We start from the raw sequence: 19,200 nt of genomic DNA, 5'->3' as shown, positions 1-19,200 counted from the left end.
AGCCACCCCGGATTGAGGTGGCTTTCTTGGTAAGGAATGTTTTTACAGTCCCGCCTCTTTCGCCAGTTGCTCCCACAGCGGCAGACTGCGTTCAATCATGTCGTCATCCACACAGTAAGCGATGCGGAAAAATCCGGGTGCGCCGAAGCCGGAGCCGGGAACCAGCAGAATGCGGTATTTCTGCGCCAGCCTGATGAATTCCATTTCGTCGCTCATCGGTGATTTCGGGAACAGGTAGAAGCCACCTCCCGGCTTGATCATCTCGAAGCCGAGCTCAGTCAGCTTGTCGTAGAGCATGTCCCGTTTGCGGCGGTAGATTTCACTGTCGACGCTGCTGCGCTGCAGGTTAGTGACCAGCCGTTGCATCATTGCCGGGGCGTTGACGAAGCCGAGCACCCGGTTGCAGAAGATTGCGCCCTGCATGAACAGGTTGATGTCGTCCATTGCCGGGCTGGCGGCGAGATAGCCGATCCGCTCGCCCGGCAGCGCCAGGTCTTTCGAGTGCGAAGTGACGATGACAGCGTTGTCGATGCAGTTGAAGATGCAGGGCACTTCTTCACCGTAGCTGATCTTGGCGTAAGGTTCGTCGGAGATGACGGTGATGGCGTTGCCGAACTCCTGCTCTTTCTGTTTAAGCATCTCACCCAGATTCTTGAGAGTCGCTTCCGGGTAGATGACGCCGGTCGGATTGTTCGGCGAGTTGACAATAATCGCTTTGGTGCGCGCGGTAATGGCAGCGCCAATCGCTTCGATATCCGGCTGGAAATCATCTTTGCAGGCGACGGTGACCGGGATTCCCTGATGGTTGTCGATGTAGAATTTGTACTCGACGAAAAATGGGGTGAGGATGATGACTTCATCACCCGGGTTGAGCAAGGTCTTCAGCACGACGTTCATCGCCGCGCCAGCGCCACAGGTCATCACGATATGCTCGGCACCGACCGGTTGGTCGCACTGCTCAGCGATCACTTCGGCAACGGCGGCACGGGTGTCGTCGTAGCCGGCATTATTCATGTAGCGGTGCATGCCCGGTTCCGGGTTTTCCGCGATTCGCTTCAGTTCGGCGTGCAACTCCTTCGGCGGTTCGATGGTCGGGTTGCCGAGGGTGAAATCAAAAACCTGGTCGGCGCCGTACTGCTCACGCAGAGCCGCGCCCTCTTCGAACATTTTGCGAATCCAGGAAGCGCGCTCGATACATTCATTGACTTTTGCAGCGATGGTCATTCAATCTATCCTTTCAAAACATGCGGGGTGATCCAATTTGAGAGTGCGCAGTTTAGCTGCCCGTTTACATTGGGGTCAAGGAGGTTCGTTTCACATTATGCAAGCAACACGAAAATCGAGATTTGTCGGTTCTCTGCTCGGTTGCACCTGCGGTGATGTGCTTGGCTCTGCTGTAGAAATGCAGACGCGAGAGCAGATCCTGCAGCACTATCCAGATCTGTTGCGTGACTTTCAACCGGCAGAGCGCAGCATCGGTTTCGGTTGTTACACCGACGACACGGAAATGACCCTGGCGCTGGCGCGCTCGATTTTACGCTATCGTGGGGTGGACGGCGCCGAGTGCGCTGCCGCTTATGCCGAAGCTTTTACACCGGAGCGTGGTTACGGCCGCAGTGCCATAAAAATACTGGAGGCTTTGCAGCAGGGAGCTGACTGGCGCACCTCCGGAACTCTGCTGTTCGCCGATGGCTCTTTCGGCAATGGTGGAGCTATGCGTATCGCCCCGGTCGGTCTGCTCTATGGCCACGGCGATTACCTGCTGCTGTACGAAAAAGTGAAAGCGGCGATCTGGATGACCCACACCCACGCCGAGGCGATCGATGCCGCGCTGCTGCAGGCGCGAGCCATTGGCCTGTTGCTGACGGCAGGGCAGGTTCCCGATTGGCGACAGATTATAGGGCAGCTGCTCTGGTATGTTCCTGAATCGATTCTGAATAGCAGTTTACAGCAGCTGTCCGGTCTGCTGGAGCGGGATGCATCGGCGGATGAGGTAGTGAGCACGTTTGGTTGCGGAGTGCGCAGTGCCGACTCCTGGCCAGCGGCATTGTGGGCCGCGCTGCGTTACATCGACAACCCGCAGGCGGCGATCGTGCAGGCGGTCAACCTGGGGGGAGATACTGACACCATCGGTGCTATGACCGGTGCTCTGGTCGGCGCCTTGCACGGTGATGAGTGGATTCCGCGGAGCTGGTTCGATCAATTGGAAAATGGCGGAAATGGTCGCGATGAATTGATCGCTGTTGCTGAAAGGCTGGCAGCTATTTCAGTACGCTGAACCAAAGTTTTGTCGCTTTTAAATAACGCCGAATGCGTTGATTTTGCATTGTCTTTAGGCTACATTCCTGCATTCATCAATCCCTTTGATTAGAGATAATACTATGGCAAAAGAAGAGTTGAACAAATTACGCGAACAGATCGATGGTATCGATAATCAGATCCTTGATTTGCTGAATAAGCGCGCGGAAATTGTCATTGGCGTTGGTAAGGCAAAGGAGAGTTCCGATGGAACCTTCTACGTACCGAGCCGCGAGAAAGCAATCTACGAGCGCCTGACCGCGCAGAACGCCGGGCCTTTTCCCAACGATGCCGTGGTCAAGGTCTTCCGCGAGATTATTTCCGCTTCGCTGAACATGGAACTGCCAATGCAAGTGGCGTTTCTTGGTCCGCAATCGACCTTTACCCATATGGCGGCGATGCAACAGTTCGGCCTCTCGGCGCAACTGGTACCGCTGAAAAGCATCCCTGCTGTATTCGAAGAGGTGGAACGAGGTCGTGCCCACTATGGCGTTGTGCCGGTGGAAAACTCGACGGAAGGGGTAGTCAATCACACCCTCGATATGTTCAGCGGCTCCGACCTGCAGGTGATCGCTGAGATCATGCTGGAAATCTCCCATAATCTGCTCTCAAAAACCGGCAACATCGAGCAGATCAGCAAGGTGGTCTCCCACCCGCAGGCGCTGGCCCAGTGCCGTCACTGGTTTGAGCAGAACCTGCCCGACGTGCCGCTGGTTGACGTCGCCAGCACTGCCGCAGCTGCCCAGATGGCCGCAGAAGATGAGTCTGCAGCGGCCATCGCCAGTGAGGCTGCTGTTGTTCAGTACGGTTTGAAGGTGGTCAAGGCAAAGATCGAGGATAACCCGAATAATTTCACTCGTTTTCTTATCATCGGCACAAAGACTCCTGAGAAGAGTGGCAACGACAAAACCTCGATCATGTTCAGTATCAAGGACGAGCCGGGGATTCTCTACCGCATGCTGGAGCCGTTCAGCAAGCGGCAGATCAACTTGTCGAAGATCGAAAGCCGACCGATGAAGCATAAGGCTTGGGAATATATCTTCTTCCTCGACCTGATCGGTCATATTGATGATCAGCCGATTTCGGAAGCGGTTGAAGAACTACGTGACTATTGTCATTTCCTCAAGGTTCTCGGATCCTACCCGATCGCCCGGCAGGATAAAGTGAAAGGGGAGGGCAATAATGGCTGATGTACTGATTCCACGCCTGGCGATTATCGGTGTTGGTCTGATTGGCGGCTCCCTTTCTCTGGCTCTGAAAGAGGCGGGCGCGGTTGGCGAAGTTGTCGGTTGCGGCCGTGGCAAACCAAACCTGGAAAAAGCGCTTGAGCTTGGAGTGGTCGACCGCTACAGCCGTGATCCGCTGGACGCTGTAAAGGATGCTGATGTGATCTTCCTGGCAACGCCGGTGAAGACGCTGGCGACGGTGACGGAAGAACTGCTGCCCGCCTGTAAGCCGGGCGCGATCATCACCGATGGTGGCAGCGTGAAAGGGGCGGTTTCCGCAGCGATCGATCCACTGATGCCGGACAACGTCTATTTCGTGCCGGGCCATCCGATTGCCGGTACGGAAAAGAGTGGCGCTGAAGCAGCATTCCCGACTCTCTATCGCGGTAAACGTTGCATCCTCACACCGACGGAAAACACCAATGCAGATGCCTTGGCGCTGGTAGAAAAGATGTGGCAGATCGCCGGGAGTGAGGTGGTCAAAATGTCGCTGGAGAAGCATGACCGGGTGCTGGCTGCGATCAGCCATCTGCCGCACATGGTTGCTTACTCGCTGGTCAACGCGGTCGGTTCTTACGATCACTATGAAGAAAATATCCTTGAATATTCCGCCGGCGGTTTCCGCGATTTTACCCGCATTGCTTCCTCCGATCCGACCATGTGGCGCGATATTGCAGAAACCAACCGTGATGGACTGCTTGAGATGATGGAGCAGTTCGAGAAATTTTTCGCCGAGCTGAAGACTGATATTGCTGAAGGCAGTGGCGAGAAGTTGTTCGAATTTTTCCTTCGTTCGAAGCAGCTGCGGGATGCCATTCTTTAATAAAAATGAAATGAGATTCTGATGCATAAATACGAAACCAGAACCATCGCCCCCGTCACGTCCGTCAAAGGTGAAATCGTCGTGCCTGGCGACAAATCGATTTCCCACCGCTCGATTATGTTCGCTTCGCTGGCCAAGGGGGAAAGCCGGGTCGTCGGTCTGCTACGTGGTGAAGACTGCATGTCGACGCTGAAGATTTTTCAGGCGATGGGCGTTGAAGTCGAAGAGCGCGGCGAGGATGAGTTGATTATCCAGGGCCGCGGCATCGACGGTTTGCTCGAGCCGGACGATGTTCTTGATTGCGGTAACTCCGGCACCACCATGCGCCTGATGAGCGGTATCTTGGCCGCGCAACCTTTTTATTCAGTGATGACCGGCGACCAGTACCTGCGCAAGCGGCCGATGGGACGGGTGATCGATCCGCTGAGGGAGATGGGGGCGAAGATTCTTGGCCGCGATGGAAACAAGAAAGCGCCCTTGACCATTGACGGCGGCGGCCTCAAGCCGGCCGAGTATCATTCCCCAGTCTCCAGTGCCCAGGTCAAGTCGGCCCTGTTGCTGGCCGGGATGCAGATTGAAGGCACAACCACGGTCTACGAGCCACACCTGTCGCGCGATCACAGCGAGCGGATGCTGTGCTATTTCGGCGCCGAGGTCGAATCCTTCGACGGAGGCGCCCGGGTGACCGGCCCGGTGGTGCTGGAAGGGCGCGAGGTCTTTGTGCCGGGCGATATCTCCTCTGCTGCTTTTTTCCTTGTTGCCGGCCTGATTGTTCCCGATTCCGAGCTGTTGCTGAAAAATGTCGGCGTTAATCCGACCCGCAGCGGAATTATCGATATCCTGCAGCAGATGGGCGGTTCCATCGAATTGCTCAACCAGCGCGAACTCTCCGGTGAGCCTGTTGCCGACCTGTTGGTGAAGTCGAGTCAGCTGAAAGGGATTGAGATCGGCGGCGAGCTGGTTCCGCGCGCCATCGACGAATTCCCGGTGGTTAGCGTGGCCGCTGCTTTTGCTGAAGGTGTTACCACCATCCGTGATGCCAAAGAACTGCGAGTGAAGGAGACTGACCGCATCGCCGCGATGTGCGATACCTTGGGTAAAATAGGTGCGCAGATTGAACCTTTGGAAGATGGCATGCGCGTGACCGGCGGTAAATCGCTCAGCGGTGGTACGGTCAACTCTTTCGGCGATCACCGCATCGCCATGAGTATGGCGGTTGCCGCACTTCGTGCATCTGGTGAGGTGACGATTGAAGACACCGGCTGTACCTCAACCTCGTTTCCGAATTTTTGGGAATTGCTTGAGAATATACGCTCTTGATTTAGCCAGTGCAAAGAGAAGCGGCTGTTTGTGATACTGAGAACGCCGCCGGAACGAAATGTTCCGGCGGCGTTTATTTTTTTGTCTATCTGGATGGAAGAAGTCTTAGCGAATCTTGTCGAAGCAGCGTTGCACATGTTGTTCAGGTAAACGTCGGCCCCAGAGATTAAACAGGATCGTTGCCAGGATCGAAGCAGGAAGCGCGATTACCAGCGGATCAACCAGTGCCCATTTGCTGCCCATGGCGAGAGAATCGACACCGAACAGGGCGTTGCAGAGTTGTAGCGGTTTCGACTCCTTCAGGTGCACGAAGAATAACCAGAAAAAGCTGACCAATGTGCCGGAGACCAGTCCGGCATAGGCGGAAAGTTTGGTCATTCCTCTAAAATAGATCGCCCCGAAGTACATCGGCAGGAAGGCGGCAGCGCAGATGCCGAAGAAAATTGCTGTGCCGCGGGCAATGATTGCCGTTCCTCCTTCAAAGAAGTGCGGCAGCCCCCAGGCGAGAAAGTAGCTGAGCATGATGGCGAAAAGGATGCCGATCCGGGTCAGCAGTACCGAGTTGCCGCTGCGACCGAGAGCTTTTTCATAGATGTCGCGGCCAAGGGCGGTGCCCATGGCGTGAAACTGGGAACTTAAAGTACTCATTGCTGCCGATAACATAGTGATCATGAACAGTGCGGTAAACCACTGTGGCATGGAGGTGCTGATATACATGGGGATGATTTGAGCGACGTTCTTGTCGGCTGCCAGCAGGGAAATCTTACCGGCTGTTGCAGGGTTTTCATAGTAGAAGAACACGTTGCTTAAGGGGCCGACAATGAAGGGGACGCCAACCGCAACGAGGATAAAGATCCCACCGATCAAAACGGCACGGTTAAGCTCGCGGGAACTTTTGACCGTCATGAAGCGTACGATCAGCTGCGGCTGGGCCAGAACGCCGATACCGACACCGAGGATGATCGTGGTGACGACGATCAGCCAGTATTCGGAGCCGAGTTCCGGGAAGGCGGTCCAGCCGGTGTGACCTTTAGCGCCGAAGATCTTGACCGCGATCTCCTGCATGTCGGTCAAACGCTGGTGGGCTGTCGTGATGCCGCCGAGCTTGTAATAAGTGAATCCGAGCAAGATCATCAGGCCACTGAACATGATGCTCGCCTGGAATGCATCGGTGTACATCACGGCCTTAAGGCCGCCCATGATGACGTATAATGCAACAATCAGGGTCAAAAAGAAGAGGGCAACGTCGTAGTCGATTGCCATAATTTGCGAAATGAATTTACCGCCACCCATCAAAACGACACTGGCGTAAAGAGGCATTGCTGCGAAGATCAGGAGAGCCGTCATCCCTTGTATGCCGCGTGAATTGAAGCGCCGGCCGAGCAGCTCGGGAAAAGTGTGAGCATTGAGGTTGAGACCCATCAGGCGGGTACGGCGGCCGAAGAATACAAAAGCGATAAAGATGCCGACGATGATTGTCAGAAATGTCAACCACAAGACACTCATGCCGAATACGGCCGCAGCGCCGCCGAAACCGATGATCGCCGAAGTGCTGATAAAGGTTGCACCGTACGACATCGCCATGACAAAGGGATGAATTTCACGGCCCGCAAGCATGTAATCGGCAGCGCTGTTGGTGCCGCGATAGGCCTTGACCGTTAAAAAAGCGACGATCGACAGGTACACCAGCACCACGCTGGTCAGCAACGGAATACTCACAATCTACTCCTTAAATTACAGGGTCTCTTCGACTTTGTGTTCTTCTTGAATCCAGGCTTGCTTCTGGCGGTCCTCCTGTTCAGTGAGGTGACCGACGTTCCAGTTTTTCAGCCCATACCAGATGCAGAGTCCAGCACTGATCAGGGTCAAGGCGAGACCGGCCGGTACGCCGATACCTTCAAGTCCAAACATCGCATACTCCTTTTAATAGATATTTCAGAATGACTGTAAGGGGTCAGAAAAGAAACTAAATGCTATCGGAGGCTGTTTATACGGGAATTGAAAAAGTAAATCCAATCGATCTTTTTTGGAGAAGCGTTCGAAATAATCGAACGGTATTTCGCTGTGAAGGGAGTTTTGAGGGGCTCTCAGGTTTTCTCTGGCGTTTGCTTGTGGACTGAGGCTGCTAAGCTGAGGATTGCCCAGCAGCATTCGAGCTTGATTTTAGCGTACAGAAATCTGCTATAGTATTTTTCCTTCAAAAACAACCGGCATCGGCTGCAAAAGCTTATGCCGGTTTTACTTGTGTATAGGGGAATTGAAATTGGGTACCAAGCTGATTGTTGCGATTGATGGCCCGTCCGGGGCGGGAAAAAGTACGCTGAGTAAAGCATTGGCGAAACACACCGGCTATGTCAATATCGATACCGGGGCGATGTACCGTTCCGTGGCCTTGCTGGCCAATCGACAGCAGGTCGATGTTGCCGACGAACATGCCTTGCAGAGACTGTGTGATGGAATGACTATTGAGTTTGTTCGTGACACGGAGCAGGAACGAGTGATCGTCAATGGAGAAGATGTCTCGCAGCAGATCCGAACTCCGGAGGTCAGCTTGTTGACCTCCAAGGTTGCTGCACAACCGGTGGTGCGTGATGCCATGGTGCGACTGCAGCGCCAGATGGGCGAAGTGGGTGGCGTTGTGTTGGAAGGGCGTGATATTGGCACCGTGGTGTTTCCAAACGCCGATGTGAAGTTTTTTCTTTCTGCAACGGCTGAGGAGCGGGGCCGCCGCCGTTACGAGGAGCTGAAAGCGAAAGGCGTGGAGGTCGATCTGCAGCAGACTATAGCCGAAGTGGAACAACGCGATGCCGCTGACAGCGCCCGAGAGCACGCTCCTCTGAAACGGGCGGATGATGCCATTGATATTGATTCGACCCGCATGGGCATCGACGAAGTTCTCGATTTTATGCTGCAGGAAATTTCTGCGCGGGAAAAACGGGAGAGTTGAACATGGAGATTATCCTGGCGAAAAGTGCCGGTTTCTGTTTCGGCGTTAAGCGAGCGACGCAGATGGCCTTTGACGCTTCCTCGCAGCATGAACAGATTCACTCTCTTGGTCCGCTGATTCACTCGCCGCAGGTGGTCGAGCAGCTGGAGCAGCAGGGGGTGCGGGTCTGCAAACAGGTGGCCGAAATCCCGGGCGGCGCAGTGGTCGTACGCTCGCATGGGATAACTGCGGAAGAAATGCAGGAGATCGAGGATAAGCATCTTCAGGTGATCGATGCGACCTGCCCATTTGTGAAAAAAGCGCAGGATTACGCGGAAAAGCTGAGTGCCGATGGTTACCTGGTGGTGCTGGTCGGCGAGGCGGATCACCCGGAAGTGCAGGGGATTTTTTCCTACGCGAAAGGTGAGGCGGTGGTTGTCACCTGTGCCGATGATGTCAAGACATTGCCGGAAAACCGTAAGATCGGCATCGTTGCCCAGACCACGCAGCCGTTCGAAAACCTGAAGGAAATTGTTGATGCCTGTCTGATTAAGGCGAAGGAGCTGCGCGTTTACAACACTATCTGCGATGCGACCACTTTGCGCCAGCGTGAAGCGCGCCAGATTGCCGCTGAAGTCGACCTGATGCTGGTTGTCGGTGGCTTCAACAGTGCCAATACGTCCCGCCTTGCGCGGCTCTGCAAGGAGCAGCAGCCCTGTACGCATCATATAGAAACGGCGGCACAACTGGAGCAAAGCTGGTTTGTCAACAAGGAAAAAGTTGGCCTGACTGCTGGTGCTTCGACACCCGGCTGGATCATCGACGAAGTTGTTCAGAGACTGAAAAAAATTGCTGCTGCAGGTTAGCTTTCAACTGACGAAAAAAGTCGGATTAAAAAGAATAACTGCTTGAAAAATATTACTTTGTTTTTGTTTGAGGCTGTGTTATCTTCCGCAGTCTCGTAAAGAGTCCGCCGTCGAGAGGCGTCGGGAAATTCGTAAGGGGGTTTCAACCCAATGGTAGAAGACAAAGAACTGCAAGACGAAATGGAAGTAATGGAAGGACTCGAAGGCGAAGAAATGAGCTTCGAGGAACTGCTCAAGGATTATGAGCAGGGCGGCTTCGAATTGAAGCGCAATGATGTTGTCGAAGGCACGATCGTTCAGGTGAATCCTGATTCGGTTGTTGTCGATGTTGGCTACAAGTCGGAAGGGGTTATCCCGATCCGCGAGTTTGCTGATGAAAACGGCGAGATCAATGTAAAAGTTGGTGATGTTTACGACGTCCTGTTTGGTGGTGGCGAGAGCGACAGTGGTCTGATCGTTCTCTCGAAGGAGAAAGCCGATCGTCAGAAGATCTGGAATTCTCTGGAAGAAGGAGCTGTTGTCGAAGGTAAAATCATCAGCCGCATTAAAGGCGGTCTGTCGGTTGATATCGGCGTTAATGCATTCCTGCCCGGTTCTCAAGTTGACCTGCGCCCTGTCCGTAACCTGGACAAGGTGATCGGTGAGTCTTTTGAGTTCAAGATCATCAAGCTGAACAAGCGTCGCGGAAATATTGTTCTCTCCCGCCGTGTCCTGCTCGAAACCGAGCGTGAGTCGCAGCGTGGCGAGACCCTCAAGACTCTGGAAGAAAACCAGGTAGTCGAGGGCGTAGTCAAGAACCTGACCGATTACGGTGCATTTATCGACCTCGGCGGTATCGACGGTCTGCTGCACATCACTGATATGTCCTGGGGCCGGGTCAAGCACCCGTCCGATATTCTGGCAGTCGGTGACAAGATCAACGTCAAGGTTCTCAAGTTCGACAAAGAAAAAGAGCGTGTTTCTCTTGGTCTCAAGCAGATCGCTCCTGATCCATGGCTCGATGTTCAGGCCAAGTACCCGGTCGAGGGCAAGGTCACTGGTAAGGTTGTCAGCCTGACCGATTACGGCGCATTCATTGAGTTGGAAGAGGGCGTCGAAGGCCTGATCCACGTCTCTGAAATGAGCTGGACCAAGCGTGTTAAACACCCGAATAAAGTGCTCAATATCGGTGACGAAGTCGAGTCTGTTGTTCTGGCTCTCGACACCGAAAACCGCCGCATCTCCCTCGGCCTCAAGCAGGTTGAGCCGAACCCCTGGGATGTTATCGGTGAGAAGTTCCCGATCGGTACCATCATCGAAGGTCAAGTCAAGAACATCACTGACTTCGGTATCTTCGTTGGTGTTGACGAGGGCATCGACGGTCTTGTTCACATCTCCGACCTGTCCTGGACCAAGCGGATCAAGCATCCGTCGGAAGCCTATAAGAAAGGTGACCTGGTCAAGGCTGTTGTTCTCAATATCGACCGTGAGAACGAGCGTTTCTCCCTCGGCCTGAAGCAGCTCGCTTCCGATCCGTGGGAAACCGTTCCGACCCGCTATGCTCCGGGTACCATCGTCAGCGGTGTTGTGACTTCGGTGACTGATTTCGGCATCTTCCTTGAACTGGAAGAGGGTATCGAAGGTTTGGTCCACGTGTCCGAACTGAGCAAAGAGAAAATCGACGCACCGAAAGAATTTGCTGCTGTCGGTGATACTCTGGAAGCTGCCGTTCTGCAGGTTGATACCGTTGATCGCAAGATTGCTCTTTCGATCAAGAATATCGACGAGCAGAAGGAAAAAGCTGAAGTCAACGAGTTCATGGGGGCGCAGAAGAGTGCAACCTCGAATCTCGGCGACCTGCTCCAGGGCGCTATGGGCCGCAAGTCCGACGATTAATCCATAATGCGAGAAAACGGGGCTCCGGTGTGTGCCGGAGCCCTTTTTTTGTGTAAAGCTGATGAAAAAACGCCCCTTTTTATTGGCATCGATGACAATCAGCGCGATCTTTCTGTTCTTTCTGCTGGTTGTATTTACTGCCGGAATGTTGAGCGGTGGACGCAGCGTTGTTCCGGTCGGTGAAAAAATCGGCGTGCTGGAAGTTCGCGGCGCTATTTTCGATGCCCGGCAAATGACCGCACAGATTGATGAGTTTCGCGACAACAGCAGTGTGAAAGCCGTTGTCTTGCGGATCGATTCGCCTGGTGGCGGGGTTGCTCCCTCGCAGGAAATTTACGCTGAGCTGAAGCAGCTGGCCAAGGAAAAGCCCCTGATTGTCTCGATGGGGGCCGTGGCGGCGTCAGGGGGGTACTACCTGGCGATTGCCGGCGAACGCCTGTTTGCCAACCCTGGCAGTATCACCGGAAGTATCGGTGTAATCATGTCTTTCCCTGACTATCGGGAGTTGATGGACAAGGTCGGGGTTAAAAATGAAGTTGTCAAAAGCGGCCGCTTCAAAGATATCGGTTCTTCCTATCGCGAGTTTTCTGCGGCGGATCGTGAACTGCTGCAGGAGATGATCGATGATGTGCATGCACAGTTTGTCGATGCTATCAGCGAGGGACGCAATTTGCCGGTAGATCGTTTGCGCCCTTATGTCGATGGTCGGTTGTTCACCGGTCGGCAGGCAAAACAGATTGGTTTGATTGACGAACTGGGTACCTTTAATGATGCCGTCAAATATGCGGCCAAGGTGGCCGGGTTGGGAGCCGATCCCGATCTGGTTTATCCCGAGCCGGAGCGTTTGGATTTTATTGACAGGTTGATGCAGGGGGCGGCCAGCCGCTATTTGGGGATTAGTCTGAAAGAAAGAATGGCGATCGGTCCGCAGTATTTATGGAACAGCTATTAACAGAGAGCTGATTGAGAAAGTTTGGAAGGTGGAAGATGACAAAGAGTGAATTGATTGAGAGGCTTTCCGACGAGCACGACTTGCTTAACAAGAAAGATGCTGAGTCGATTATCAACCTGATTTTCGGGGGAATCGGTAATGCTCTTGCCGACGGTGACCGGGTTGAAATTCGTGGTTTTGGTTCTTTTTCTGTGCGTGAACGTGAAGCACGTGAAGCGAGAAATCCAAAGAGTGGTGAACTGGTGAAGATTCCTTCGCGCAAGACACCGTTCTTTAAAACCGGCAAAGAACTCCGTGAACGGGTTGATGAATAATCAGATTTAGTACGGAAAAAGCCCCGGACGAAAAATCCGGGGCTTTTTTATTGGCTTCGACAATTGGCTTCGACACCTGCGATGCGGGAACTGCAGCGTCCTACTCAGAAGATCCGGGGCAACTGCTATCAGCTGCTGCGAGATCGACGTTTCGGTTGCCAGTTTTACTCAACCGCAAAGACAAGGTCGATGCCAATTGTCAAAAACTATCCGGGATGCCGGTATGGCTCGGGACAAATGACCTGATTACCAATCTGGTCGTCGGGAGCGACTTCAGGCGTCCTGCTCATGGGCAGGCATGCTCACCATCGTTCCACGATCTGACAGGTCAAAACTGAACGTTGGTCAAGGCACCGCAACCGGCCCGTGCATCCCAGAAATCAAAGATCGCTTAAACGTAAATTGATCATAGCAATTTCAGCTTTCTTGTCAAGCAAAAAGCTAAAGTGCTATAAATAGATATATTCTAAAAAACAAATAGTTACGGCTTTTTTCTCTCATGAAATGGACTATTCATCGACTCGAAGCAACGGCTGAAAATGCCGATAAAAGGTTGGATCAATTTCTAGCAGATACAACTGCTGATATATCGCGCAGCTTCGCCAAGAAAATCATAGATCTGGGTGGCGTTCATGTGAACGGGCGTCGTGTCCGCAGTTGTTCGAATACTGTCAGGCCGGGGGATCGGATCGAGGCTTATGTTGATCATCTTCCGCCGACTCCCTACAGAATTGCCGATGATGATATCGTTTATCGTGACAAGTTTCTGCTGGTGTTGAACAAACCAGCCCATATCGACACCCAGCCGACCCATGCTCGTTATAAAGGAACCTTGTACGAAGCTGCCCAGTGGCTGTTGAAAGACCCATTTCGGCAGCATGTCAAGCCGGAACTGGGGATGATCCAGCGGCTCGATCGTGGTACCAGCGGCCTGATTGCTTTTTCTATTCACCAGCGTGCGCACAAAAAAATGACGGAAATTTTTGTGGAACACCGGGTAGAGAAGCGCTATCTTGCTCTGGTTGCTGGGACCCCAGAGAAAAATGAAGGGGAGATCCGATCATTTCTGGCGCGGACACGACAAGCTAACAAAGTGATGTCTGTCTCCAAAGGCGGCAAAGAAGCGATTACCCGGTATAGGGTTGAGAACAGCTGGACCGATGCGAGCCTGCTCGATATCGAGTTGCTTACCGGACGTTCTCATCAGATTCGTGCCCACATGTCGGAGCAGGGGCATCCCTTGCTAGGGGACGAGCGCTATGGCGGGCCGAAGAGTCTGTCCGGGATGGGATTTGACCGACCGCTGCTGCATGCTGCACGGCTGGTGTTTGAGCATCCGGTCAGCGGTGAAACACTCGATCTGCAGGCGCCGCTGCCGGCAGACATGGCGCAGGTTATTGCGGGATTGAAGAACAGATCATGACCTTTCCACAAATCGATCCGGTAATTTTCAGTATTGGACCATTGGCGGTCCGCTGGTACGGCATGATGTATCTGCTCGGTTTTGTTGGTGGCTATCTCATGATGAACCATGTCGCCAGGTTGCGCGAGTATCCGCTCGGTAAAGAGCAGGTTTCCGACTTGCTGTTTTACGGGGTTATTGGCGTCGTTGCCGGCGGTCGCATCGGCTATACCCTTTTTTATAATTCGAGCTACTACCTGCAGCATCCGCTGGAGATATTTTATGTCTGGGAAGGCGGCATGAGTTTCCATGGTGGTTTGCTCGGTGTGCTTGCGGTTTTGTTCTACTACTGCTGGAAGAAGCGGTATTCTCTGCTGATGATTGCCGATCTGGTGGTCGCAGCGGTCCCGATCGGGCTCGGTTTTGGTCGAATCGGCAACTTTATCAACGCAGAACTCTGGGGGCGCGAAACCGATCTGCCCTGGGGGGTGATCTTCCCTGCTGCCGGACCTCAACCGAGGCACCCGAGCCAGTTGTACGAAGCAGCACTGGAAGGGCTGGTATTACTGGTCGTTATTTATCTGCTGCATCGACTGAAAGCGCGTCCCGGTGTTGCCGGTTTCAGTTTTCTGGCACTGTACGGCCTTTTCCGTTTTCTGGCTGAATTCGTGCGTCAGCCGGATGCTCACCTTGGTTTTCTCTGGGGAGGCGCAACTATGGGGCAACTGTTGTCGTTACCGATGCTGCTCATCGGTAGTGCCGGGATTGTTTACTGCTTAAAAAGGGCACAACATGAGTCGGATTGATGGAATTATTTTCGATTGTGATGGCGTTCTGTTCGAAAGCCGCGATGCCAACCTGGCCTATTACAACCAGGTGTTGGAAAAATTTGCTTATCCGCTGGTCAGCCACGAGCAGAAGGAGCGTGCCCACCTCTGTCATACTGCATGTTCAGTTGATGTGTTTGCCGTACTGCTGAAAAAAGAGGATGTGAAGCCCGCTCTCGATTACGCGGCAACGCTCGACTTTCGCGATTTTATACCTTTTATGAAACCGGAGCCGCACCTGCCTGAGGTGCTAGAGCAGCTTGCTGCCGAGTATCCCCTGGCGGTCGCGACCAATCGAGGCACCAGCGTCGAGCCGATTCTCAGTCATTTCGGATTGGAAGCTTACTTTTCCGCCGTTGTTACCAGCAAGGATGTGGCAAAGCCGAAGCCGGCTCCAGATATGTTATTGCTGGCATCACAACGGCTTGGCTTTGCACCGGAAAACTGTCTGTTTATTGGGGATTCGGAGCTGGATCAGATGGCCGCGGCTGGAGCCAACGTCAGGTTTGTCGGTTATGGAGGTTTGGCTGGTGGCGAGGTTGCTGTCAATAGCCACCTGCAGCTTTTGGACTATCTGCCGAAAGGTTAAACAACAACGGGGAGCTATTCGGCTCCCCGTTGTTGTTTTAATGCAGATGTTTGATCATCTCCAGCACGTGACCTGAACCTTTTTTCAGGTACTGAACCTGATCCATCAGTTTGAAGATAATCTGGACACCTCGACCGCCTTCATCTGTGTCTTTGACCTTCTCTTTAGACAGCTGCTGGATGTCAAAGCCCTGACCGTGATCGAATACCCGGATGATCAAACTTTTATCGCTGGCGGAGATTGAAACCTTTACCTCTTTGGTCGGATCGCAGGCGTTAGCGTGGCAGATCGCGTTGGCCATCGCCTCTGTCAGAACCAGATTGAGGTGATAGGCAAGCTCCTCACGGTCCCCTTGGTAGTTGCCCAGGGTGTAGGCCAGGCTCTCACCTATTTTACCGATCATCCCCAGGTATCGGGTTTGGTTCGGTACCGTGATATCGATATCAATCTGGCTAGACATAGTCACTATCCATTCGCCGTCAATGCGAGCGCGTTCTTAGTAGCTTTCCATAGCTTCTTCCACTGTCGTGAAAATCTCGAAGACTCGATGCGGACGGGTCAGCTCAAACATTGAACGCACCTGTGGTTGCAGACAGCAGAGTTTCAGGCTGCCTTCCCGGGCGCTGGCATTTTTAAATCCGGAAACCAGGGCGCCGAGACCGGACGAATCGACAAAGCGGACATCGGAGAGGTCGATGATCAGGTTGCATTTTCCGTCATCGAACAGCTGCAGCATCTTCTCTTTCAGGTCGCCACTGTTGTGGGCATCCATGCGCTCTTCCTGGATTTCAATTTTTACGACTTCACCTTGCTCGACAATATTTAATTGCATGAACTTCTCCTTGGCTCATTGGCATCGTTGTTTTCTGAATTATACCTCATTTTAGCACCTTCATCACCACCAAGGTGATATCGTCTTTAAAATGACGCAATCCGGTAAAAATGCGCACTTGGTTCATGATCCGTTCAATAATCTCTTGCGATGTCAGATTGCCAGCTTCCTGCAACAGTTTGCCGAGCCGCTCCATGCCGAAAAACTCACCACTACTGTCTTCTGCCTCAATGATACCGTCGGTGTAAAGGAGCAGGATATCGCCTTTCCCCAAGGGTGTACTGTTTTGCTCGAAAGCGACATCCGGTTTGATACCGAAGATCAATCCTTCAGCGTCGAGCGGATCGACTTTCTGCTCTTTTTCTCGCCAGAGCAGTGGATGGTTGTGGCCAGCGCTGCTGTAGCTCAGGGTGCGCTTATCCGGGCAGTACTGGACATAGAACATGGTCACGAATAGATCTGAGCAGTCCATGTTGTCGAAGAAGAAACGATTGAGCGAGTGCAGCATATCAGAGGGTTGCCTCAGGCTGTCCGCACGGGCGTGGATGAATGTTCTCGTCTCGGCCATGATCAGGGCAGAGCCGATATTGTGCCCGGAGACATCGGCAATAATCAGGTCGAAGCAGCTGCCGTCGCGCGGTAGGTAGTCGAAATAATCGCCGCCAATCTGGTGGGCCGGGACACAAAGGCCTGCGACGCTGATTTCTTCCATTTCCGGCAATTCGGCAGGCAGTAAGCTGCTTTGAATGTTTTTGGCAATTTGCATCTCCCGTTCCTGCTCGTGGACTTCGAGCAAGCCCTGCAGCTGCTCGTCATTACGCCAAGCCAGGGCGATCTGTCCCGCGAGGTTTTCAAATAGCGCAACGAACTCGTTGGTGAAAATGCCTTTGACTGAACGGGAAAAGGCCGACAGAACCCCGACGGGCTCACCCTCGAGGATGATCGGTGTGTGGGCGAAGCAGGTGATTCCTTCGCGCAGGATGATCTCTGCTGAAGCCGGTTTGTCGAGGAAGTCGGTATCGTTGACAACAGCGGTGACGTTGGAGAGGAACGCCTGACCGATGTAGGTGTCCATGTTCAGGTTGCGTTCCGACTGGCCGAAATGGACGGATGACATCCCTTGCTGACTTTTTACTACCAGGGTCATGCTTTCTTCTTCGAGAAAACGGATAACGCAGAGATCGAATTTGAACTGGGCTGACAGCAGACTGAGGATTTCATCCAGTGTTTTCTGCAGGTCGGCGCCGCTGGCGACGATCTGCGCCGCATCGTAGAGAACGCTCAGCTGCTCGCGGCTGGCAGCGTGGCTGATGGTGACCGAGCCGAAAATGTCGAAGACATCTTCCATCCGGCTGCCTCGGGTCGACAGGTAGTTCTCCAGAATGATGCGCGCCGGTGCTGCACCGACATAACCGGCCAGAGTGCGCTCGGTAAAAGCTTTCAGGTTCGGAATCTCATGGTCAGCCAGCCCGCCGCGTGCATTGATTTCCCGGTTTTCAAGAAACCCGGTAATGGCTGTGTTCGCCTGTTTTTCACCGATAAATTTCGACATCAGGTCGACGAATTCCATGATCGTCGGTGCTTTACTGATCCGTTTCAGTTTGCCGGAAACAGCTTTGTCAGCCCGTAAGACATCGACGAATTTCTCTGCCTGTAGCGCCTCGCTATCGCTCGGGCGGCTAAAGAACGAGATGGTCAGATAGGCAGAAATATTGAACAGCAAGCTCCAGAAGAGAGAGTGGCTGAACATGTCGAAGCCGCGCAGGCCGAACAGCTCCAGTGGCTTCAGCAGCTCGATACCGTAAAGACCATCGTGGAGGATGCTGATGTCGAGCCAGCCGGAACGTACAAAGGAGGGGATCAGTAGCGTGTAAAACCAGAGCGCGAATCCGAGGATCAGGCCGGTGGTCGCGGCTCGGCGGTTGGCTCGTTTCCAGTAGAGGCCGCCGATGACGGCCGGGGCGAATTGGGTTGCTGCCATGAAAGAGATCAGCCCCATATTTACCAGCGCGTATGAGTCGCCGATGATCTTGAAATAGAAGTAGCCGAGAAAGACAACGCCGATGATGCCGAGTCGTTTCAGGTTGATCAGGATGCCGGAAAAGTCTTGCAGATGGATATTCAGCCGCAGGATGAGAGGCATGACCAGATGGTTATGGATCATCGTTGAAATGGTGACTGAAGAAACCATCACCATGCCGGCCGAAGCGGACAACCCGCCGAGAAAAACCAGCAGCGCCAGCCAGGGGTGGCCGGTGGACAGGGGCAGGGTGAGCACGAAGAAATCAGCCTGCGATGTGTCGCCACCGTTGAGAATGAGCCCGCCAAGGGCGATCGGGATGACGAACAGGTTGAGCAGAAACATGTAGGCAGGGAAGCCCCACATCGCTTTTTTGATCTGCGATTCGTCAGCGATCTCGGTCACCATGATGTGGAACTGCCTTGGCAGGAACATGATCGCCATCATTGATAGAAAAATCAGTGAAAACCATTTGGTGTAGGGCGTTCGTTCTGTGCCGAGCTGGAACAGGTCGTGCCGCTCCGGAAACTGGGCGAAGAAGCGGTGAAAGATATCAAGGAAACCGTCGAAGAGGCCGTAGGTGACGAAGATGCCGATAGCGAGAAATGCGATCAGTTTAATCAACGATTCCAGCGCGACCGCTGCAACCAGGCCTTCGTGCCGCTCAGATGAATCGAGATGGCGGGCGCCGAACAGCATGCCGAACAGGCCGAGCACCAGGGTGACAATGAACGCTGTATCGACCTCCGGGGGCAGTTGTGAGACCAGTGCTCCCAAGCCTTTTGGTGGTAATGCAAGCGGGTTGGACAGGATATCCAGTGTGCTCGCCACTGCTTTTAACTGCAAAGCAATGTAAGGCATGATGCCGAACATGGAGAACAGAGTGACGATGGCACCGAGCAGGGCTGAGCGGTCATAGCGGCTGGAGAT

General features: G+C 53.5%; 19 protein-coding genes. 13 read left to right on the top strand and 6 right to left on the bottom strand.

The features are described from left to right. Positions 1-42: 42 nt before the first annotated feature. Positions 43-1,224, bottom strand: a complete 1,182-nt coding sequence (locus tag BUB13_RS02385; RefSeq protein WP_072905149.1) for a pyridoxal phosphate-dependent aminotransferase — start codon at positions 1,222-1,224, stop codon at positions 43-45. Between the two features lie 97 nt (positions 1,225-1,321). On the opposite strand from BUB13_RS02385, the gene BUB13_RS02380 reads away from it, so the two are divergent. From BUB13_RS02380 to aroA, 4 genes are all read left to right on the top strand, one after another. Further along, positions 1,322-2,278 (top strand): ADP-ribosylglycohydrolase family protein, encoded by a 957-nt coding sequence (locus BUB13_RS02380; RefSeq protein ID WP_072905147.1) that lies wholly within the window; start codon positions 1,322-1,324, stop codon positions 2,276-2,278. A gap of 103 nt (positions 2,279-2,381) precedes the next feature. Beyond that, positions 2,382-3,488 (top strand): prephenate dehydratase, encoded by a 1,107-nt coding sequence (gene pheA / locus BUB13_RS02375; protein WP_072905145.1) that lies wholly within the window; start codon positions 2,382-2,384, stop codon positions 3,486-3,488. Further along, complete coding sequence (locus BUB13_RS02370; protein ID WP_072905143.1) at positions 3,481-4,347, top strand: prephenate dehydrogenase; 867 nt, start codon at positions 3,481-3,483, stop codon at positions 4,345-4,347. The genes pheA and BUB13_RS02370 overlap by 8 nt, the downstream gene beginning before the upstream one ends. A gap of 21 nt (positions 4,348-4,368) precedes the next feature. Continuing rightward, positions 4,369-5,667: a 3-phosphoshikimate 1-carboxyvinyltransferase gene (aroA, locus tag BUB13_RS02365; RefSeq protein ID WP_072905141.1), complete on the top strand. Its 1,299-nt coding sequence runs from the start codon at positions 4,369-4,371 to the stop codon at positions 5,665-5,667. A 105-nt stretch (positions 5,668-5,772) separates the two neighbouring features. On the opposite strand, the gene BUB13_RS02360 is transcribed toward aroA, so the two are convergent. Further along, entirely contained in the window at positions 5,773-7,386 is a 1,614-nt protein-coding gene (locus BUB13_RS02360; protein ID WP_072905139.1) for a sodium:solute symporter family protein, read from the bottom strand. A gap of 15 nt (positions 7,387-7,401) precedes the next feature. Further along, the gene (locus BUB13_RS18880; protein ID WP_153305026.1) at positions 7,402-7,578 is read right to left on the bottom strand and encodes a symporter small accessory protein; all 177 of its coding nucleotides are present in this window, start codon (positions 7,576-7,578) and stop codon (positions 7,402-7,404) included. A gap of 352 nt (positions 7,579-7,930) precedes the next feature. Between BUB13_RS18880 and cmk the strand changes: the two genes are divergently transcribed. The 9 genes from cmk to BUB13_RS02320 all read left to right on the top strand — a co-directional run bounded on the left by cmk (position 7,931) and on the right by BUB13_RS02320 (position 15,418). Beyond that, positions 7,931-8,614 carry a (d)CMP kinase gene (gene cmk, locus BUB13_RS02355; RefSeq protein ID WP_072905133.1) on the top strand — a complete coding sequence of 228 codons (684 nt, stop codon included), beginning with the start codon at positions 7,931-7,933 and terminating at the stop codon, positions 8,612-8,614. Between the two features lie 2 nt (positions 8,615-8,616). Further along, the gene (ispH, locus tag BUB13_RS02350) at positions 8,617-9,459 is read left to right on the top strand and encodes a 4-hydroxy-3-methylbut-2-enyl diphosphate reductase (protein ID WP_072905132.1); all 843 of its coding nucleotides are present in this window, start codon (positions 8,617-8,619) and stop codon (positions 9,457-9,459) included. A 150-nt stretch (positions 9,460-9,609) separates the two neighbouring features. Continuing rightward, on the top strand, positions 9,610-11,334 hold the full coding sequence (locus BUB13_RS02345; protein WP_072905131.1) for a 30S ribosomal protein S1: 1,725 nt from the start codon (positions 9,610-9,612) through the stop codon (positions 11,332-11,334). Positions 11,335-11,395: 61 nt separating this feature from the next. Further along, positions 11,396-12,286 carry a signal peptide peptidase SppA gene (gene sppA / locus BUB13_RS02340; RefSeq protein ID WP_072905130.1) on the top strand — a complete coding sequence of 297 codons (891 nt, stop codon included), beginning with the start codon at positions 11,396-11,398 and terminating at the stop codon, positions 12,284-12,286. Positions 12,287-12,321: 35 nt separating this feature from the next. Continuing rightward, positions 12,322-12,600, top strand: a complete 279-nt coding sequence (locus BUB13_RS02335) for an integration host factor subunit beta (protein WP_072905129.1) — start codon at positions 12,322-12,324, stop codon at positions 12,598-12,600. Between the two features lie 50 nt (positions 12,601-12,650). Then, a complete protein-coding gene (locus BUB13_RS18740) occupies positions 12,651-12,938 on the top strand; it encodes a hypothetical protein (RefSeq protein ID WP_139249285.1) in 288 nt (95 codons plus the stop codon). Positions 12,939-13,099: 161 nt separating this feature from the next. Beyond that, on the top strand, positions 13,100-14,023 hold the full coding sequence (locus BUB13_RS02330; RefSeq protein ID WP_072905128.1) for an RluA family pseudouridine synthase: 924 nt from the start codon (positions 13,100-13,102) through the stop codon (positions 14,021-14,023). Continuing rightward, positions 14,020-14,808 carry a prolipoprotein diacylglyceryl transferase gene (gene lgt / locus BUB13_RS02325; protein WP_072905127.1) on the top strand — a complete coding sequence of 263 codons (789 nt, stop codon included), beginning with the start codon at positions 14,020-14,022 and terminating at the stop codon, positions 14,806-14,808. Before BUB13_RS02330 ends, lgt begins: the two co-directional genes overlap by 4 nt. After that, a complete protein-coding gene (locus BUB13_RS02320) occupies positions 14,795-15,418 on the top strand; it encodes an HAD family hydrolase (protein ID WP_072905126.1) in 624 nt (207 codons plus the stop codon). The genes lgt and BUB13_RS02320 overlap by 14 nt, the downstream gene beginning before the upstream one ends. 37 nt (positions 15,419-15,455) lie before the next feature. Here BUB13_RS02320 and BUB13_RS02315 read toward each other — a convergent pair whose 3' ends face one another. Genes BUB13_RS02315 through BUB13_RS19460 form a run of 3 tightly spaced genes read right to left on the bottom strand, consistent with a single transcriptional unit; the run spans position 15,456 to position 17,598 of the window. Further along, positions 15,456-15,878 carry an ATP-binding protein gene (locus tag BUB13_RS02315; protein WP_072905125.1) on the bottom strand — a complete coding sequence of 141 codons (423 nt, stop codon included), beginning with the start codon at positions 15,876-15,878 and terminating at the stop codon, positions 15,456-15,458. A gap of 36 nt (positions 15,879-15,914) precedes the next feature. Next, complete coding sequence (locus BUB13_RS02310; protein ID WP_072905124.1) at positions 15,915-16,250, bottom strand: STAS domain-containing protein; 336 nt, start codon at positions 16,248-16,250, stop codon at positions 15,915-15,917. Between the two features lie 46 nt (positions 16,251-16,296). Continuing rightward, positions 16,297-17,598, bottom strand: a complete 1,302-nt coding sequence (locus BUB13_RS19460; protein ID WP_425269173.1) for a PP2C family protein-serine/threonine phosphatase — start codon at positions 17,596-17,598, stop codon at positions 16,297-16,299. Positions 17,599-19,200: the final 1,602 nt, after the last annotated feature.

Source organism: Malonomonas rubra DSM 5091 (assembly GCF_900142125.1).
In the GTDB taxonomy this organism is placed as follows: Bacteria; Desulfobacterota; Desulfuromonadia; order Desulfuromonadales; family Geopsychrobacteraceae; genus Malonomonas; species Malonomonas rubra.
Note: the sequence above shows the minus strand (reverse complement) of the source record. Positions and strands in the feature narration are given on the sequence as shown.

What these genes read in the sequence shown, in the direction of transcription:
- BUB13_RS02385 (WP_072905149.1), bottom strand. Translation starts at nt 1,224, where the DNA reads ATGACCATCGCTGCAAAAGTCAATGAATGTATCGAGCGCGCTTCCTGG.
- BUB13_RS02380 (WP_072905147.1), top strand. Translation starts at nt 1,322, where the DNA reads ATGCAAGCAACACGAAAATCGAGATTTGTCGGTTCTCTGCTCGGTTGC.
- pheA (WP_072905145.1), top strand. Translation starts at nt 2,382, where the DNA reads ATGGCAAAAGAAGAGTTGAACAAATTACGCGAACAGATCGATGGTATC.
- BUB13_RS02370 (WP_072905143.1), top strand. Translation starts at nt 3,481, where the DNA reads ATGGCTGATGTACTGATTCCACGCCTGGCGATTATCGGTGTTGGTCTG.
- aroA (WP_072905141.1), top strand. Translation starts at nt 4,369, where the DNA reads ATGCATAAATACGAAACCAGAACCATCGCCCCCGTCACGTCCGTCAAA.
- BUB13_RS18880 (WP_153305026.1), bottom strand. Translation starts at nt 7,578, where the DNA reads ATGTTTGGACTTGAAGGTATCGGCGTACCGGCCGGTCTCGCCTTGACC.
- ispH (WP_072905132.1), top strand. Translation starts at nt 8,617, where the DNA reads ATGGAGATTATCCTGGCGAAAAGTGCCGGTTTCTGTTTCGGCGTTAAG.
- BUB13_RS02345 (WP_072905131.1), top strand. Translation starts at nt 9,610, where the DNA reads ATGGTAGAAGACAAAGAACTGCAAGACGAAATGGAAGTAATGGAAGGA.
- sppA (WP_072905130.1), top strand. Translation starts at nt 11,396, where the DNA reads ATGAAAAAACGCCCCTTTTTATTGGCATCGATGACAATCAGCGCGATC.
- BUB13_RS02335 (WP_072905129.1), top strand. Translation starts at nt 12,322, where the DNA reads ATGACAAAGAGTGAATTGATTGAGAGGCTTTCCGACGAGCACGACTTG.
- BUB13_RS02330 (WP_072905128.1), top strand. Translation starts at nt 13,100, where the DNA reads ATGAAATGGACTATTCATCGACTCGAAGCAACGGCTGAAAATGCCGAT.
- lgt (WP_072905127.1), top strand. Translation starts at nt 14,020, where the DNA reads ATGACCTTTCCACAAATCGATCCGGTAATTTTCAGTATTGGACCATTG.
- BUB13_RS02320 (WP_072905126.1), top strand. Translation starts at nt 14,795, where the DNA reads ATGAGTCGGATTGATGGAATTATTTTCGATTGTGATGGCGTTCTGTTC.
- BUB13_RS02315 (WP_072905125.1), bottom strand. Translation starts at nt 15,878, where the DNA reads ATGTCTAGCCAGATTGATATCGATATCACGGTACCGAACCAAACCCGA.
- BUB13_RS02310 (WP_072905124.1), bottom strand. Translation starts at nt 16,250, where the DNA reads ATGCAATTAAATATTGTCGAGCAAGGTGAAGTCGTAAAAATTGAAATC.
- BUB13_RS19460 (WP_425269173.1), bottom strand. Translation starts at nt 17,598, where the DNA reads ATGGAAGATGTCTTCGACATTTTCGGCTCGGTCACCATCAGCCACGCT.